Source organism: Lactobacillus rizhaonensis, from assembly GCF_036246345.1.
In the GTDB taxonomy this organism is placed as follows: domain Bacteria; phylum Bacillota; class Bacilli; order Lactobacillales; family Lactobacillaceae; genus Lactobacillus; species Lactobacillus rizhaonensis.
On the sequence record NZ_BTTV01000001.1, the window covers coordinates 336,759 to 353,008 of the forward strand.

15 protein-coding genes are annotated in these 16,250 nt (G+C 36.0%); 1 reads left to right on the top strand and 14 read right to left on the bottom strand.

Translation table 11 applies throughout. From position 1 onward, the window contains the following. Nucleotides 1–11: 11 nt before the first annotated feature. The 10 genes from atpA to AAA915_RS01680 all read right to left on the bottom strand — a co-directional run bounded on the left by atpA (nucleotide 12) and on the right by AAA915_RS01680 (nucleotide 7,982). Nucleotides 12–1,523: a F0F1 ATP synthase subunit alpha gene (gene atpA / locus AAA915_RS01635; protein ID WP_294757384.1), complete on the bottom strand. Its 1,512-nt coding sequence runs from the start codon at nucleotides 1,521–1,523 to the stop codon at nucleotides 12–14. Nucleotides 1,524–1,537: 14 nt separating this feature from the next. Then, entirely contained in the window at nucleotides 1,538–2,086 is a 549-nt protein-coding gene (gene atpH, locus AAA915_RS01640) for an ATP synthase F1 subunit delta (protein WP_338199299.1), read from the bottom strand. Continuing rightward, nucleotides 2,086–2,598 (bottom strand): F0F1 ATP synthase subunit B, encoded by a 513-nt coding sequence (gene atpF, locus AAA915_RS01645; RefSeq protein WP_338199302.1) that lies wholly within the window; start codon nucleotides 2,596–2,598, stop codon nucleotides 2,086–2,088. The genes atpH and atpF overlap by 1 nt, the downstream gene beginning before the upstream one ends. A gap of 45 nt (nucleotides 2,599–2,643) precedes the next feature. Then, on the bottom strand, nucleotides 2,644–2,868 hold the full coding sequence (atpE, locus tag AAA915_RS01650) for a F0F1 ATP synthase subunit C (RefSeq protein WP_034981200.1): 225 nt from the start codon (nucleotides 2,866–2,868) through the stop codon (nucleotides 2,644–2,646). Between the two features lie 18 nt (nucleotides 2,869–2,886). Continuing rightward, a complete protein-coding gene (gene atpB, locus AAA915_RS01655) occupies nucleotides 2,887–3,600 on the bottom strand; it encodes a F0F1 ATP synthase subunit A (RefSeq protein ID WP_046324709.1) in 714 nt (237 codons plus the stop codon). Nucleotides 3,601–3,717: 117 nt separating this feature from the next. Then, nucleotides 3,718–4,347 carry a uracil phosphoribosyltransferase gene (gene upp, locus AAA915_RS01660; RefSeq protein ID WP_046324708.1) on the bottom strand — a complete coding sequence of 210 codons (630 nt, stop codon included), beginning with the start codon at nucleotides 4,345–4,347 and terminating at the stop codon, nucleotides 3,718–3,720. Between the two features lie 84 nt (nucleotides 4,348–4,431). After that, complete coding sequence (locus tag AAA915_RS01665; protein ID WP_338199307.1) at nucleotides 4,432–5,436, bottom strand: L-threonylcarbamoyladenylate synthase; 1,005 nt, start codon at nucleotides 5,434–5,436, stop codon at nucleotides 4,432–4,434. Then, nucleotides 5,436–6,284 carry a peptide chain release factor N(5)-glutamine methyltransferase gene (gene prmC / locus AAA915_RS01670; RefSeq protein WP_338199309.1) on the bottom strand — a complete coding sequence of 283 codons (849 nt, stop codon included), beginning with the start codon at nucleotides 6,282–6,284 and terminating at the stop codon, nucleotides 5,436–5,438. The genes AAA915_RS01665 and prmC overlap by 1 nt, the downstream gene beginning before the upstream one ends. After that, entirely contained in the window at nucleotides 6,277–7,365 is a 1,089-nt protein-coding gene (prfA, locus tag AAA915_RS01675) for a peptide chain release factor 1 (RefSeq protein ID WP_338199311.1), read from the bottom strand. The genes prmC and prfA overlap by 8 nt, the downstream gene beginning before the upstream one ends. A gap of 17 nt (nucleotides 7,366–7,382) precedes the next feature. After that, nucleotides 7,383–7,982, bottom strand: a complete 600-nt coding sequence (locus tag AAA915_RS01680) for a thymidine kinase (protein WP_046324704.1) — start codon at nucleotides 7,980–7,982, stop codon at nucleotides 7,383–7,385. Nucleotides 7,983–8,127: 145 nt separating this feature from the next. Between AAA915_RS01680 and AAA915_RS01685 the strand changes: the two genes are divergently transcribed. After that, nucleotides 8,128–9,480, top strand: a complete 1,353-nt coding sequence (locus AAA915_RS01685) for a MurT ligase domain-containing protein (protein ID WP_338199314.1) — start codon at nucleotides 8,128–8,130, stop codon at nucleotides 9,478–9,480. A gap of 82 nt (nucleotides 9,481–9,562) precedes the next feature. Here AAA915_RS01685 and AAA915_RS01690 read toward each other — a convergent pair whose 3' ends face one another. The 4 genes from AAA915_RS01690 to AAA915_RS01705 form a co-directional block, all read right to left on the bottom strand. Further along, nucleotides 9,563–11,164 (bottom strand): ATP-binding cassette domain-containing protein, encoded by a 1,602-nt coding sequence (locus tag AAA915_RS01690; protein ID WP_338199316.1) that lies wholly within the window; start codon nucleotides 11,162–11,164, stop codon nucleotides 9,563–9,565. 411 nt (nucleotides 11,165–11,575) lie between these two features. Next, nucleotides 11,576–13,789 (bottom strand): SLAP domain-containing protein, encoded by a 2,214-nt coding sequence (locus AAA915_RS01695; protein WP_338199318.1) that lies wholly within the window; start codon nucleotides 13,787–13,789, stop codon nucleotides 11,576–11,578. Nucleotides 13,790–14,252: 463 nt separating this feature from the next. After that, a complete protein-coding gene (locus AAA915_RS01700; protein ID WP_038522169.1) occupies nucleotides 14,253–15,404 on the bottom strand; it encodes a tyrosine-type recombinase/integrase in 1,152 nt (383 codons plus the stop codon). 117 nt (nucleotides 15,405–15,521) lie between these two features. Beyond that, entirely contained in the window at nucleotides 15,522–16,193 is a 672-nt protein-coding gene (locus tag AAA915_RS01705; RefSeq protein WP_052059650.1) for a helix-turn-helix domain-containing protein, read from the bottom strand. Between the last annotated feature and the right edge of the window lie 57 nt (nucleotides 16,194–16,250).

A 16,250-nucleotide genomic window follows, 5' to 3' on the forward strand; every position in this document is an offset into this window, starting at 1 on the left:
ATAACTACCTCCTATTTATTACTTGGTGAAAAACTATCCGCAAATTTAGAAATTGCTTCTTGTAATTTCTTCTCATCCGGCAATTCACCAGTCTTACGAATGTGCTCTAGCAAATCTGCATGATTAGTATCGAAATTGTCATATAACTCTTTTTCAAACCTGGCAATATCATCAACTGGAACGGAATCAAGATAGCCGTGAGTTAAAGCGTAAAGAATGATAACCTGTTTTTCAACCGGAATTGGTGTATGAAGTGGCTGCTTTAACACTTCAACAACCCTACGTCCACGGTTTAGCTTAGCTTGAGTTGCTTGATCCAAATCACTACCGAATTGAGCAAAACTTTCAAGTTCATGAAAGGCTGCCAGGTCGGTACGTAAAGTACCAGCAACTTTTTTCATGGCCTTAATCTGGGCACTACCACCAACACGGGAAACTGAGTTACCAGCATCAATCGCAGGACGGGTACCTGCAAAGAACAAGTCGCTTTGCAAGAATATTTGTCCATCAGTAATTGATATCACGTTAGTTGGAATATAAGCTGAAATATCTCCCGCTTCAGTTTGAATAAATGGGATGGCAGTCATTGAACCGCCACCAAGCTTATCACTCAACTTTGCACTACGTTCAAGTAAACGTGAATGCAAATAGAAGACATCGCCAGGATATGCTTCACGACCAGGCGGACGACGGAGAAGCAAAGAAAGTTCACGATAAGCGACAGCTTGCTTTGATAGATCATCAAAGACTACCAAAACATCTTTGCCGTTATACATGAATTCTTCACCCATAGCTGTTCCGGCATATGGTGCTATATATAGCATTGGCGCAGGCTCACTTGGCCCAGCCTCGACAACTATTGTATAGTCCATTGCGCCAAAACGCTTTAAAGTTTCTACTTGTGCTCTGACAGTTGACTCCTTCTGACCAATAAAGACATAAATACAAATTACGTCCTGACCTTTTTGGCTCAAAATAGTATCAATTGCCAAACTAGTTTTTCCAGTCTTACGGTCACCAATAATTAATTCACGCTGACCTCGACCGATTGGCACTAAGGCATCAATAGCCTTGATACCTGTTTGCAGCGGTTGATTAACTGACTGGCGTTCCATAACACCCGGTGCCGAAGCCTCGATTGGACGAGTCTTTGACGTTTTTATTTCGCCAAGTCCATCAACTGGCTGTCCCAAAGGGTTTACCACGCGACCAATTAGTGCATCACCAACCGGTACACGCATAATTTCACCGGTTCTTTTGACTTGGTCACCTTCACGAATATCATCAAAATTGCCTAGAATAATGATACCAACATCATTTGATTCAAGGTTTTGTGCAATACCATAAGAACCATTGTCAAATTCCAATAGTTCGTTGGCCAAAACATTGTTCAATCCGTGAGCCCGGGCGATACCATCACCTATGTATGTTACAACTCCAACTTCATTAATGTCGAGTTTATCATCATAGTGTTCAAGCTGCTGCTTGATTAAAGAGCTAATCTCTTCTGCTTTTATGCTCAATGGTTTCACCTCTTTTAATTTTTATTAATTAACTGCGCACGAATCTTATTCAGTTTATTCTTGACTGATCCATCGATTACGCAATCACCAACTTTTAAAATTACGCCACCAATAATACTTTGATCAACCTCATTAGTGAGAATGACTTTGCGCAAATTAAACTTCTGAGCGTAACTAGTACCTAATTTTTGTAATTGTGTTTGATCAAGCGCTACTGCTGAAACAGCAACTCCCGTTTCAATTTTTTGATTTTTATTATACAAATCATTGAAACAATTTATAATGTCTGGCAATTCCAAAAAATGATCATAATCCAGTAACAGGTTCAAAAAATTCTGAACTTCTTCTGACAGACCTTGCTCAATCGCAGAAAGCGATTTTGCTTTTTCAGTACTATTAAAAATTGGGTCGCTAAAAACTTTCAAAATTTGCGGATAATTGGAAATAGCCTTAGCTAGTTCTTGCACATCTGCATGAACAGTATCCAAAGCAGCCATATCTTCTGCATAATCAAATAATGCAGTACCATAACGTGCAGCAATTTCTGCTTTACTTAAGGCCATTATTTATTCAGCCCCTTAATAAATTGATCAACCAAATCTTTTTGGTCATCAGCAGATAAATTCTTCGCAATTACTTTTTCTGCAATCGTAACAGAAATATCCGCAACTTGTGCACGAGCTTCATTTAAGGCATCCGCTTTAGCCTGTGCAGCATCTGCCTTTGCCTTCTCATGAATCGAAGCCGCATTATCATTAGCTTCCGCAACAATCTGCGTGCTGGTTTTTTCAGCATTTGCCTTTGCGTCAGAAAGAATTTGCGTTGCTTCTTGTCTTGAGTTCTTCAAGGCAGCTTCACGCTCATTAGCCAAAACTTCGGCTTTTTTGCGATTGTCTGCAGCTGAATCTAGATCATTGATTACCTTTTGGCGTCTTTTCTCCATCATGTCGGAAACAGGTCCCCAAGCATAATGTTTAACTAAAACAAGTAAAATTGCGAAAACAATTAAATACCAGATAGTATTACCCAGATAAATATGACCTGCCGAGGCTGCAAATAAAATTTGAAATGTCATTTACTGCCCTTCTCTCTTTTATCTAAATTGTTTTAAATAAAAAAATTAAACGAAGAGAATCAGGAAAGCAACAACAATCGCCAAAATAGGAACGGCTTCAATCAGACCAACACCGATAAACATTGTTGATCTCAAGTTACCAGCACTTTCAGGTTGACGGGCCATGCTCTCAACTGTCTTAGTGATAACTTTACCATTACCCCAAGAAGCTGCCAATGCAGCAATACCAGCTACAATCGCTGCTGAGATATATTTAAAAGCTTGTGACATATTTAAACCTCCAATAAATTATTCTTTTGTAACTTTTTTCCCAACATAAACCATGGATAAAGTTACGAAAACATATGCCTGGATAGAGCCAATGAAGACAGAGAATCCTTGCCAGATCATAGCAAGCGGTGCTGCTAACACCAAAGTGATAACACCAAAGCTAGGAGCAAAGCTATTACCTATTAAAGTTAATAACACTTCACCAGCGTAAATATTACCATATAAACGCAAAGATAATGTCAAAAAGTTAGTAATTTCTTCAATCATATTGATTGGAAAAAGAAAACTAACAGGTTCGGCATAATTGCGCCAGTAGCCACCAGTACCGAATTTCTGCATACCGAATGTGAATGAAAGAAGCAAGGTCATCATTGCAAACGACATTGTCGTTACTGGATCTGCTGTGGGAGATTTTACAAAAATGTTGTCTCCCGCCTTAACCTCTAAGAAGAGGCCCAACTGGTTCATAAACCAAATGTAAATGAAAAGGACAAAAGCATAAAGCGAAAGGTGCTTTCGCGCATCAACATCACTGACATTGTCTTTAACAATTCCATCAGTAAAGTCAATCAAATATTCCATGATATTTTGCTTTTTATTTGGTTTCATCTCAACTTTTCTTGATAACCAGATGCAGACAAACAATACTACAGCTGCCATTAAAGTTGAGCCAATAATCCCAGAAAGATCAAATGTCAAACCCAGAAATTTAAAAACAAATGATTGCTCCAATTCTTCGTGACCTCCCTTCTCGTGCCCATATTATCGAACACTCATACAATATTAACACCATTCAATAATTTTGTGAAAAATGTAAGCGTATTTTGCAATTAATTTACATAAAAAAGATTATTTGGTACCAAATAATCTATCGCCTGCATCTCCCAAACCAGGCGTAATATAACCATTTGGTAGCAATTTTTCATCTTCAGCAGCAGCATAAATATCGACGTCAGGATTCTCTTCTTGAATAGCTTTGACACCTTCAGGAGCGGCAACAAGAACAGCTAATTTAATCACTTTAACGCCCCGCTTTTTAAGCGCACCAATTGCCATATTAGCAGAGCCGCCAGTTGCAAGCATTGGGTCAACCACAAGACATTCACGCTCCGCAACGTCTTTAGGCATTTTGCAGAAATATTCGTGAGGCATAAGTGTTTCCTCATCCCGATACATACCAATTACTCCCACCTTGGCTGACGGAATCATTTCCATAACACCATTAAGCATACCGATACCAGCACGTAAAATTGGCACAATGGTCAATTTCTTGCCAGCTATCTCTTTTTGGGTAGTCTTGCCAATTGGTGTTTCAATTTCAACATCTTTCAGAGGCAAATCTCTGGTAATCTCGTAAGTCATTAGCCCACCGATTTCACCAACTATTCTCCGAAACTCGTTGGAACTTGTCTCCTTACGCCTGATAATTGTTAACTTGTGTTGAATTAACGGATGATTCAAAACCGTAAATTTGCCCATCTTTTTCCTCCTATAAACATAAATACGTTTACGTGTATTTTAATAAAAAAAACAAAGGGTTTAAAGTCCCTTGCCACTAAAATTTTACTCTTTGACATAATGATGTCCTGCAGCAGCTTTATCAAGCCTGTTCATATATGCTAAAGTATCCTCGCTGCCATTAAATCCCTGTACAAAAATTTGTTTGATCTCTGGTTTATCATCGAAGTAGCGTAAACCACCAAATAAATTATGGTCGGCATCTAACAAATTTTTACCCAAATTAAATTTATTAGCGGCTGGCAGCTTAATTTTTTCAAGCACATCTGTTAATGCCATTACTCCTGATGTTTTCGTTAAATCAATGTTTGCAAAGTCCTCTGGATCATCAACCACGACTACAGGTGCACTTGGAGCATAATGACGGTATTTCATTCCTGGGGCCTTGGGAACATCCTTATCAGCAACTTTACCACTGTTAATTAAAACTTTTTCACCCAAAACCTGGCTTAACTCTGCGGGAGTTACTGCACCAGGACGTAAAACAATTGGCGTAGCTACAGACAAGTCAATAATCGTTGATTCTAATCCAACTTGTGTGGGACCACCATCAATAATTCCCGCAATTTTTCCCTTTAAATCATGATAGACATGTTCAGCTGTCGTTGGGCTAGGTTTAGTAGAAGTGTTTGCTGAAGGTCCGACAATGGGATAACCTAATCTACTTATTAATTCATGGGTTAAGTCATCATTGGGGCAGCGAAAGGCAACAGTATCAAGGCCACCAGTTACAGCTTTAGGCAAACTGTGAGGTTTAACATAAAGCAGAAGAGTTAAAGGACCTGGCCAAAATTTTTTAATTAACTTTTGAGCACGCTCTGGCACCTCTTTGGCATAATGAGACATCATTTGAGCATCAGAAACCGTCACAATTAACGGATTATCACTAGGACGTCCCTTAGCCGCATAAACATTTTTTACAGCCTGTTCATTTGTGGCAATGGCACCTAACCCATAGACTGTTTCTGTCGGAAAAGCAACCAATTCTCCCTGAGCGAGTAATTTTACTGCATCATCTATTTGATCCTGTGAAAAAATTTTAGTTTCCATTATTTATTCCACTTTCCTTTAACCATGCGTGGTTTTCCAGCTAAATCATTTTTAAATTCAATAGTAAAATCAGGCAGCTCTCGTCCAAACAAATCAGCCAGCTGCTCTTTTTCACTGAAGCCAAATTCTAAGAAAAACTCTCCTCTACTATTTAAGTGATCACGCACTTGTTTGACAAATTTCTGGTAAAATTCAATACCATTTTTCCCACCGAAAAGTGCTTCTTGGGGTTCATTTTGCAATACATTTTGGTCCATCACATCTTTTTCCGTTTCCTTTATATAGGGAGGATTAGAAATAATTTTATCGAACTTTTCCAGACCAATTAAAATGTTTGCTTTTCGAATAGTAACATCAACTTTATGAATCAAAAAATTTTCTTCACTAGTTCTTAGTGCAGCATCAGTGACATCAGAAGCATATAAATCAAGATCGGTAATCTGCTTTTTAGCAGCTTCTTTAGCTAGAGCTACAGTAATGCAGCCAGAGCCTGTTCCTAAGTCAAGCACTTTATCACCACTAGTCAGATTGGCTAAAGCCCATTCTACTAGTTCTTCAGTTTCAAAACGGGGAATTAAAACTCCGCGTTGCACTAAAATCTTGTAACCAAAAAACCAAGAATAGCCCAATATATACTGAGGGGAGATACCCTTAGCCAACTTACGCACATCTTTTTGTGCCTGCTTAATTTGCTGGGAAGTTAGTTCCATGTCCTGTTTTAACTGAAATTCACTAGGACTCAGCTGCAGTCTTTCAGCTAGTAAAAAAGCGATATCTTCCGGTCTTTGTTCTGGTGCAGTTTCAGCTGCCCAAATTCTTAGGCTTTTTAAAGTGTCAATCTTAGACATTCTGTTCAGCCAACTCCTCCAATTGCTTTGTTTGATTATATAAAATCAAGGCATCAATAATTTCATCAAGTTCACCATTCATTACCCGGTCAAGCTTATTAAGAGTCAAACCAATACGATGGTCAGTTACACGGTTTTGCGGGTAATTATAAGTTCTGATGCGCTCAGATCTGTCACCAGTGCCCACAGCATTTTTTCTCTTAGCATCATACTTATCACGGTTTTGACTTTCATAATAATCATAAACACGTGACTTCAAAATCTGCATAGCTTTTTCCCGGTTTTGCTGTTGACTACGCTGATCCTGCATTGCCACTACAATGCCAGTAGGCAAGTGAGTCATTCGCACAGCACTTGAAGTTTTGTTAATATGTTGGCCACCGGCACCACTTGAGCGATAAACATCAACTCTAATATCTTTGGGATCCAGGTCAAGGTCAACCTGTTCATATTCAGGCATGACGGCAACCGTAGCCGTTGAAGTATGAACGCGGCCTTGAGATTCAGTTACCGGAACACGCTGCACGCGATGAGCACCATTTTCGTATTTTAATTTAGAATAGACTTTATTACCGGTAATCATGATGGCAACTCGTTTATAGCCACCAACTTCAGTTGGCTCACTGTCAACGATAGAAACCTGCCAATTTTGTCTTTCTGCGTATTTTTCATACATTCTAAGCAAGTCTCCGGCAAATAACGAAGCTTCATCACCACCAGCTGCCCCTCTAATTTCCATAATAATGTCTTTATCGTCATTAGGATCTTTGGGCAGCATTAATATTTTGATTTCATCTTCAAGTTTTGCAATATCTTGTTCTAACTCGTTATTTTCATCTTTGGCCATATCAACCAAATCTGAATCACTATCGTTTGCAATAATATCCTTATTATCTGAAATTCCTTTTTTATCAGCCTTATATTTGCGATATTTTTCAACTACATCGCGCAAATCTGCTTCTTCTTTAGAAACTTCCATGTACCTTTTAGTATCATTGATAACTTCCGGGTCAGCCATCATTTCTTGTAATTCGTCATAATGAGCAACAAGACTTTCAAGCTGTGCCATAATCTTATCCATGTTGTTCTAATCCCTTCCTATCTTGTTTGGTGCGGGTGAAAATAATGAAACCGACAAACTGGGTAATAACTTTCATCCCCGCCAATTTGAACCTGTTCACCCTCGTAAACTGGTTTACCATTGTGTATCCGTTGATTCATTGTAGCCTTTCTACCACAGTAGTGGCAAATCGTTTTGATCTCTTTTATTTTATCAGCAAAAATCAACAAATTCTTGGTTCCTTCAAATAAATTATTTTGAAAGTCGTTTTTTAAGCCGAAAGTCATCACAGGAATGCATAAGTCATCGACAATTTTGGCACATTCTACCACATGATGACGTTCCAAAAACTGAGCTTCATCGACAAAAACGCAAGCGATTGCACCATCCCCTTGTGCTTTTTCCTGTTCGTTTAATTTTTTTATATAAGCAAAAATATCAAAATCATGATCGATCGGAACTGCCTTTCGGTGAAGACCGATTCTTGAGGCCACGGTACCAACTCCGCTACGATTATCAATTTTACTGGTTAACAAAGCAATCTTGCGACCCTGAGCCTCATAGTTATGAGCATCCTTTAGTATTTCTAAAGTTTTGCCACTGCTCATCGTGCCGTACTCAAAAAATAATTGTGCCATTTTTGCTCCTTTGTTTCATTTAAAATCACCTAACTTATCTAGTATAATGTAAAAATAAAATATGTGTAGTTAAATGGTTATAAAAACTCGTTTTCGGTTTATGGCTATGCTATAGTTGATAATGATTTTAAAGCGAGGGAAAAATATGAGTTTTAAATCTGTAATTGCAAAAAGTGCGGGTAAGTCAAGCTACTGGTTCTTACATAATGTTCTAAAAGGCGGGACTAGTTTTCCCGGCAAACTGGCAATGAATCTTGATCCGGAGATTTTAAAGACACTAGCAGAAGGTTATGAAACGGTAGTTGTTACAGGAACAAATGGCAAAACCATGACTACAGCGCTGATTGTCGCTGCATTAAGAGAAAAATACGGTGATGTCTTAACCAACCCTTCAGGTTCCAACATGCAACAAGGAATTGTGACGGCTTTTTTAGCTCATAAAAAGAAAAAATCATCCAGACCAATTGCGGTGTTAGAAGTTGACGAAGCTAATGTCAAAATGGTGACGGAATTGCTTCATCCCAGTGTGTTTGTTCTTACGAACATCTTCCGAGACCAAATGGATCGCTATGGGGAAATCTACACTACTTACGAAAAAATTGTGGATGGAATTAAATTAGCGCCCGAAGCTACTATTATAGCCAATGGTGATGCCAGCATCTTTTCTTCCGTTGATTTGCCTAATCCTAAAATTTATTACGGCTTTAAACTGCCAGATGATAATCAGCAAAATGATACTAAAGCTCCTGTCAATACCGATGGCATCTTGTGTCCTGATTGTGATCATATCTTACATTATCATGAGCGTATTTATGCCAACTTGGGGGATTTTTTCTGCCCTCACTGCAACTATCACAGACCCGAGTTAACTCATTCTGTTAACAAGATTATTGAACAGTCACCGAATAAACTTGAGTTTCAAATGGGCAGTAAAAACTATACTATTAACATTGGTGGTACCTACAATATTTATAATGCCTTGGCAGCTTATTCTGTGGCCCGCTATTTTGACCTCAGTGAAGATAAAATCGCTCAGGCTTTTGCCAAAAACAAGCGTATTTTTGGTAGACAAGAGTTAATTAAGTATGAAGGAAAAGAAATTGACCTGATTTTAGTTAAAAATCCGGTTGGCTTGGATGAAGTGCTGCACATGCTTAACACTGAAAAACATGATTATTCATTAGTGACATTGCTTAACGCCAACCACGCTGATGGAATCGACACTTCCTGGATTTGGGATGGTCAGTTTGAAGATCTCAACCATAACCAAATAAAAAAAATTCTGGTTGGCGGCCAGCGGTGGCATGACATGGGCTTTCGTCTGGAAGTTGCCGGCTTTGACCCCGGTAAAATGGTTACCTGCACCGATAATGAAGAAGTAATCGCCAATATTGCTAATTTGCCGACTAAAAAAGTTTATATTTTATCTACCTATACTGCTATGCTCTCTTTACGTAAAACCATGGCTGAAAAGAAAATAATTAAGGCTGGGATGTAAAAAATAGTCAAATAATTATTGTTTTAAATAATGGCAATTAAAAACCCGCAAAATGTTTATTTGTACATTTTGCGGGTTGTTTTTATTTTGCATTTTGCGCTAAGTTAAAGATCTTAACGTTATTTTCTTGCGCAATTTTTTCATTATAATTGTGCGCCACTTCAATAACAATTGAAGGCAGTTGGTAAATTAAGCGGTGAACTTCATCCGCATTTTGATGATCCAGGCTAGATGTAATTTCATCAAGTAAAAAGATTTTCTTATGACGTAAAAGTCCTCTGGCAATAGCCAGTCTTTGTGCTTGTCCACCCGAAAGATTGCTGCCTTGCTCTTTAATTTCAAAATCCAATGCTTTGCTACCGAGCTCTTTGTCTAAACCTACCTTATTCAAAGCAGCAACTAATTCTTGGTCTGTGAAATTTTGCAACAGAGAAAGATTTTCGCGAATCGTTCCTGCAAATAGCCAAATATTCTGTGAAATAAATACAAAATCTGAATACTTCAATTTGTGTCCGCCAAATTCTACTTCACCTTTTTCAATTGGAATATATCCTGCTATGGCATTTAGCAAAGTTGATTTACCAACACCTGAAGGTCCAGTAATGAGCATTTTGTCGTTTTCATCTAGGCTTAAAGACAGATTTTTAAAAATTTCTCGATCACCACGTTTAACTGACAAATTGTCAACAACTAATCTATTGTTGTTTTCTGGTAGAACAGTCTCTTGATCCGTTTTTGTTTCAGTCCAAGAGATCTTTCTGATACCTTCTGTGCTTTGTATTTGAGTTTCAAAATTGGTTAACTGCCTAAAACCACCGACTACGTGATCCGCTGTCAGAGTCAAAGTTAAAATTGTACTTACGGTAACACCTAAGATGTTATTTTTGGCCATCCATAACCCTATGAAAATTGGAGATAGAGTTATTACAATTGCAAATAACCAAGAAATAAACTGCAGAACATATTGGAATGCATTCAATTGGTAATATTTCTGTTCCTCATTATGCAAAGAATGATCAAATTTCTGCATAAATAATTTTTTAACACCAAAATTCGTAATTTCAAAGCGTCCTGCAAATAAGTCACGTGTGATCGCTAAAAAGTTTGAATTCGAGTGACTCCAAATTTCAGTTTTAGTCTTCATTTTTTCTTTACCCATATAACTAGGAAGAAGTGACAGGAAAGAAAGAGCTAGATAAACAAGACCTAAAACTGGATTAGTCATTAATACTACGACTGTAGAAGATATGACTGTCATCAAACTTTGAAAAAGCAATAAAAGCGGTTCAAAATACTTTTCCTCTATCTGTTTGGAAATACTAGTCATGTTGTTCAAAACATCAGATGAATCTAAATTCGGATTGTTAAATGAACTGGCAAAATTTGCTCTGAAATATATAGCCTTTATCTTTTCATTTAAAATTTGAATTGCTTTTTGCATTAACAGGCTAAATAAGAAAAGAGAAATATAAACGGTTAGATATGATAAAACTGCGGCAATTCCAAATACGATTAAACTGCGACCATCCTTGACATTAAGCCTGGGAATATAACCTAAAATGTAACCATTTAATACTCCTTCAAAAGAACTAGTAACGCCAAAGATAAATAGACAAAATATCATCCATGGCTTGAGATTGCTTAAGACCCACCTTACTGTAACATTTACTTCTTTTTTATTCATGGTTTTACCTCACCCTTCAAGTTATTCTTTGTTGTTGTGCATTATTAAAGCAAAATTAAAGCAAGTTAACAATAAGTTTGGAGTAAGAGGTCAAATTTAGTAACTAAGTGGGCTAATAGACGGGTCTAGGTGAAAAAATAAAATTTTTCAAGAGGAAGAAATAAGCATATAAAGCATAAAACTTTCTATTGCACCATTCACAACTAATTGACAATATTTGTAGAAACCAAAAAATACACAACCCTATTTAAGTAATGGAGTTGTGTACCAGTTTTTTAGCTGTGAAAATTAGTCTTCAAGTTCTATTTAGATAGTGATTTCTTTTAAAATCAAATGGCATCTAAAATTTAATTCTACATACTAAACAAGAGATCACATATTTGAAGTCAAATCACATTCCAGAAATCATTTTTAAAAATTAGATTTTTTGACAAATTTATTTTTACCTACAATATAAAATTTCCGATTCTTTATTATAACTGAAGTACCATATGTATTTATGGTAGAACCCTTTTTGAGAATTTTCTTACCCTTCCGTTCACCGTATTGATTATAAACATAAGAATTATGTTTTAACTTGAGATGTGTGCCTTCAATATTACCAGCAGCTATAGACAACCCATCTTCAAGCTCATAGTAGTTTCTATTATTGATCACTCTTTGACCTGTAACATCAACAACAGAGCCTGCATTGACAGTCAGCCCATTAGCCCTAGCTCCATTTTCATCGTATAAATACGCATTATGTTTGACGATTTTCTTAACCGTTGGTTGTGTTGACGTTTTTAATGCGTTATTAGCTGGTACCATTTCAAGTTCATTAATGTTACCTATATTTAAAGTTAAATTTTTAGTCTTTACAAAACGGTTTCTAGATATAATGTAATAACTTAATCCTTGCATAATGACAGGTGCACCAAAGGTTTTGATATTTTCACCTTTTTTGAACTTGCCGGCTCCTATAACATGCTGGCAATACTGATTATAAATATTGGCATTGCGTTTCAATTTTTGAATAGTCGGTTGAACGTTACCCACAGCAATATAATATTGTTTATTATTATTTTTATTATCAACTACTTTATAAAATTCTCGCCCAGCAATAGTTGTTGTGCCATATGTATTTACTATTGAACCAATACCTAAAATAATCCCATTTGCACGTTTACCGTTAGCAGAATACAAATAAGAATTATGCATTAAAGTCACTTTTTGGCTATTACCAGGAACAACATCATTGTTATTATGTTCTTTTTCAGTTTCTTTAATATTATCTACCTGGTTACCAGTGTCAGTGGCAGCAGGCGTTTGAATGATATTGGGATTAGAGTTGCCATTATTATTTGGGGGTGTAGTTTGCTTTTTCCAAGTATAAGCCCCTGGTTTAAGCGTTCCATCTTGGCTCTTTTGAAGTAAATCCTTAGTTGTTAACTGGGGTTCACTATCATTTCCAACTAATCTCCATTTATTGATAAAATTATCTTTGTTAGGTGTTATTGCAGGATTAGGTTCACTCAAAGACGTATCTTGCTTTAATTTGGTCTTCGGGCCTAGTACTAAAGTCGTAATTCCGGACACAGGTTTTGGAACAACTTTTCCATTTTCAATAATAGCTATCATAACTGCAACATCATTTGCCAACATATTTGTCATACTTGTTGTTTTTGTAGTGTCAAATGAGCTGAGGTCCAAATAATCAAGACTGACCAGGTAGCTAAGCATATCCTGCATATTGGTGACATTTTCAGTATTAAAATGACTCAAGTCCAATTCAGTCAAGTTATAATCACCATGAAACATATTTTCCATTGAAATCACTGAAGTAGTGTTTAGATTTTCAATACCTTTAATTTTGCTTAAACCAGCACAACCATTGAACATATACGTCATATTCTTGACATTCTTCGAGTTAGCCGCAAACTTGCCGCCAACATTTAAAAGACCATCGTTTCCGTCTGAAAACATGTCAGTAAACATGTAGCTCATGTCTGTTACGGACGAAGTATCCCAAGTTGATAAATCCAATGAAGTAATTTTGCTAGCATAAAACATACCTCGCATATTTGTCACCTTTGAAGTATCAATGTTATCAAGACCACTAACTTCAGTAAGATTAGTTAAACGTTGGTTTTGTGGGTCTTTCACATATTCAAACCAGTATTGAAAATCACCTTCTAATTTGAGAGGCTGTTCAAATTCAATTTTTTCTACGCTTTTTAAAATATCCTGGTCTGCAAATGCACCCTTATTTTCATCTTCACCTTTTATTGTTCCACCTATAATTTTCAAGCAGTTATTGGAATCGTACTCCCATTCCGCACCGTTTTCTCCCCATTTACCACTCTTAACAATGGTTGGTTCACCTTGAGTTTGAATAGATGTTTCGCCTATTTTGATATTTTCGTTATTTATGGAAGTTTGATTTTCAAGAGAGAATTTTGCGTTACTATCTAGATTAATATTATTTATTTGTTGCAGTTGATCTTTTATTTTTTCACTAGTTAATTGATTTCCAGTTATACTATTAGCTTTAATGACATTATTATTAGTTAAAAATAGAAGTCCTAAAGTCGCAACAGCTACACTGCTTTTTATTACAGCTCTTTTTGTTATCTTCGTATTCATATTATTATACCCTTAATTTAAAGTATCTAAAATACTTACTTTATATTCAATGTTTACTATAACACAAAGTTTTATAAGTGCATTTATTATCGCTTAATTATAAAATATATGAATAGTATATAAATATGCTATAATGTAAAAATGTCAGTTTCTATCATTAATATTAAATTCGTTTGACAAATTTTTAATTTAAAAAAGCCAAGTGTTCGTTGGTATACTTTCAAAAGATAACAAAAAATACACAATCCTGAGAAAATTTCAGAATTGCGTATCTAATCTTAATTAATAAAAACTAACTTCTCATTAACTCTGATGGGCAAATTTGTTTTTTAGCTCTCATAAACCTTGCCGTTGAGCTGTTTTTATTGGGATATCCGGGCTCGAACTATTAGACCCGTTATGCCTTTTATATCAGTATTTTAAACAGGTTGCTCGGAATATGAAGTCTGATATGAAGTCGATTTTAGCCTTCCATATACCTTTCAAATTCTGTCACGGTTTCCTGTTCGCTTTGTTTGGTTACATGAGTGTAAATATCCATTGTGGTTTTCATGGATGAATGCCCAAGCCTTTTTTGTACATCCTTCATTGATGCACCAGAATCAAATAGCAGGGATGCATGAGTATGCCTAAATCCATGAACTGTAATATGTCTAAGATGGCCATGCTCACAGATGCTATTATTCCATTGTGTAGGCTGTGTTGGTTGATTAGGCTTATTTTGCCAAGTCGGGAAAACCAAGTTATTTGTACTAATAAAATTATACCCCAGTTTCAGCATTTCTTTTTGTTGACGTGTTCTCCACTCTTTTAACATACCCATAGTCTGCTTGTCCATTTGAATGGTTCTCACACTACCACGTGTTTTTGGTGTAGAGATATAAAGTCTATTATTAATGCCCTTGCTTACCGATTTATCAACTTTTATTTTATTATGCATAAAATCTATCCTATCCCATTTTAAAGCCAATGCCTCGCCTTTACGCATCCCTGAATAGGCTAATAATCTAAAGAATACATAATACATAAAATTTCTTTTCTTAGCACAGCATAGAAATTGTTTTAATTCTTCCTTAGAATAAAAATTATCAAATTCTTTGGGTTGCTCAATATACTTTGGTCTTACAACTTTTTTCATTGGGTTCTTATCAATTAATTCAAGATCAACAGCATAGTCTAGCATGCGGGATGCATAACGTATATACCGCTTGTAAGTTTTATGAGACACTTCAAACCATTTATTTACAGCACTTTGACACTGGAAAATGGTAAGCTTATCTATATAAATATTACCTAAGTCCTTAAGAATATGATTATCGAAAATTCTAAGTGCGGTAGCATATGTACTTTCCTTAACCGTAGTTTCATAGGTCTTAGACCATAATTTAAACAAGTCCTTCATGGTGTAGCGCCTTTTGGTAAGTGGTTCATATTCACCATTAAGGACTTTTATTTTGTATTCATAGTATGACTTTTCTGCTGCATCCCTGGTCTTAAAGCCTTGTTTTTTTATTTGAATCGTATGACCGGTCGTATCATTTTTACCTACATAAATATTAAATCCGTATCTACATTGACCACTGGGTGTGGTGTACTCTTTAATTTCATTATCCATGTTTAATTAATTCCCTCCTAAACATTAGAAGGCGTGCAAGTGAACTAATCTTAAATATTTAACATGTGGTTATTATATTTATGCAGTATCATTTCACAACTAAGTTACTTAAAGAAATTAGTAATTAGTTTTACTAAAATCTATAAATGGTTCTCCATCTTCATCTATAAAAATATGTTCATTGATAAATTCCTGTCTTTTTTGTAAAAGCTCTTTTGGTGATTCTAACCATTCTTTACCATCTTTTTGATCCTTATTGTCCCTCTCTAACTTAAGTAATTTAGTAGCAAGCGCATCCCTGAGAGCATCTACTATATCCTCTTTAGTAGCATCTAAAGGTTTAGTAATTAACCATTTAACCGCAATACTATTAAAGATAAACGAGAAGTTTTCATTCCAAAAATCAATATTATTAATTTCTTTTTCGGATAATAGATTAAATCTTGGTTCATCATATGGCAATAAGCCTTGTGCTATGCATATCAAATCCACGTTGAATGAAACTTCGGAGATTTTCTCACTATAACCTAAAGAACTTTTCTTAGATTCAGAGATATAACTATTTTTTAAGACTTCTAAAATTTCCTCTTTGCTATAGGCACCCAGTATGTATGGTACTGATACGTTGAAAAAATTCGCTAATTTTTCCAATATTTCTTTATTAGGCATTCTCTCGTTGTTTTCATAATTGCTAATAGCTTGTCGAGTAAGCCCAGTCGCTTTAGCTAGGTCACCTTGGCTCACATTATTTAACTGACGTAATTCTTTTATACGAATTTTGCTATTCATGATTGTCTCCTTTAAGGCAATTTTACATTTATTTGCATTTTGTAGCAACATTTTTGT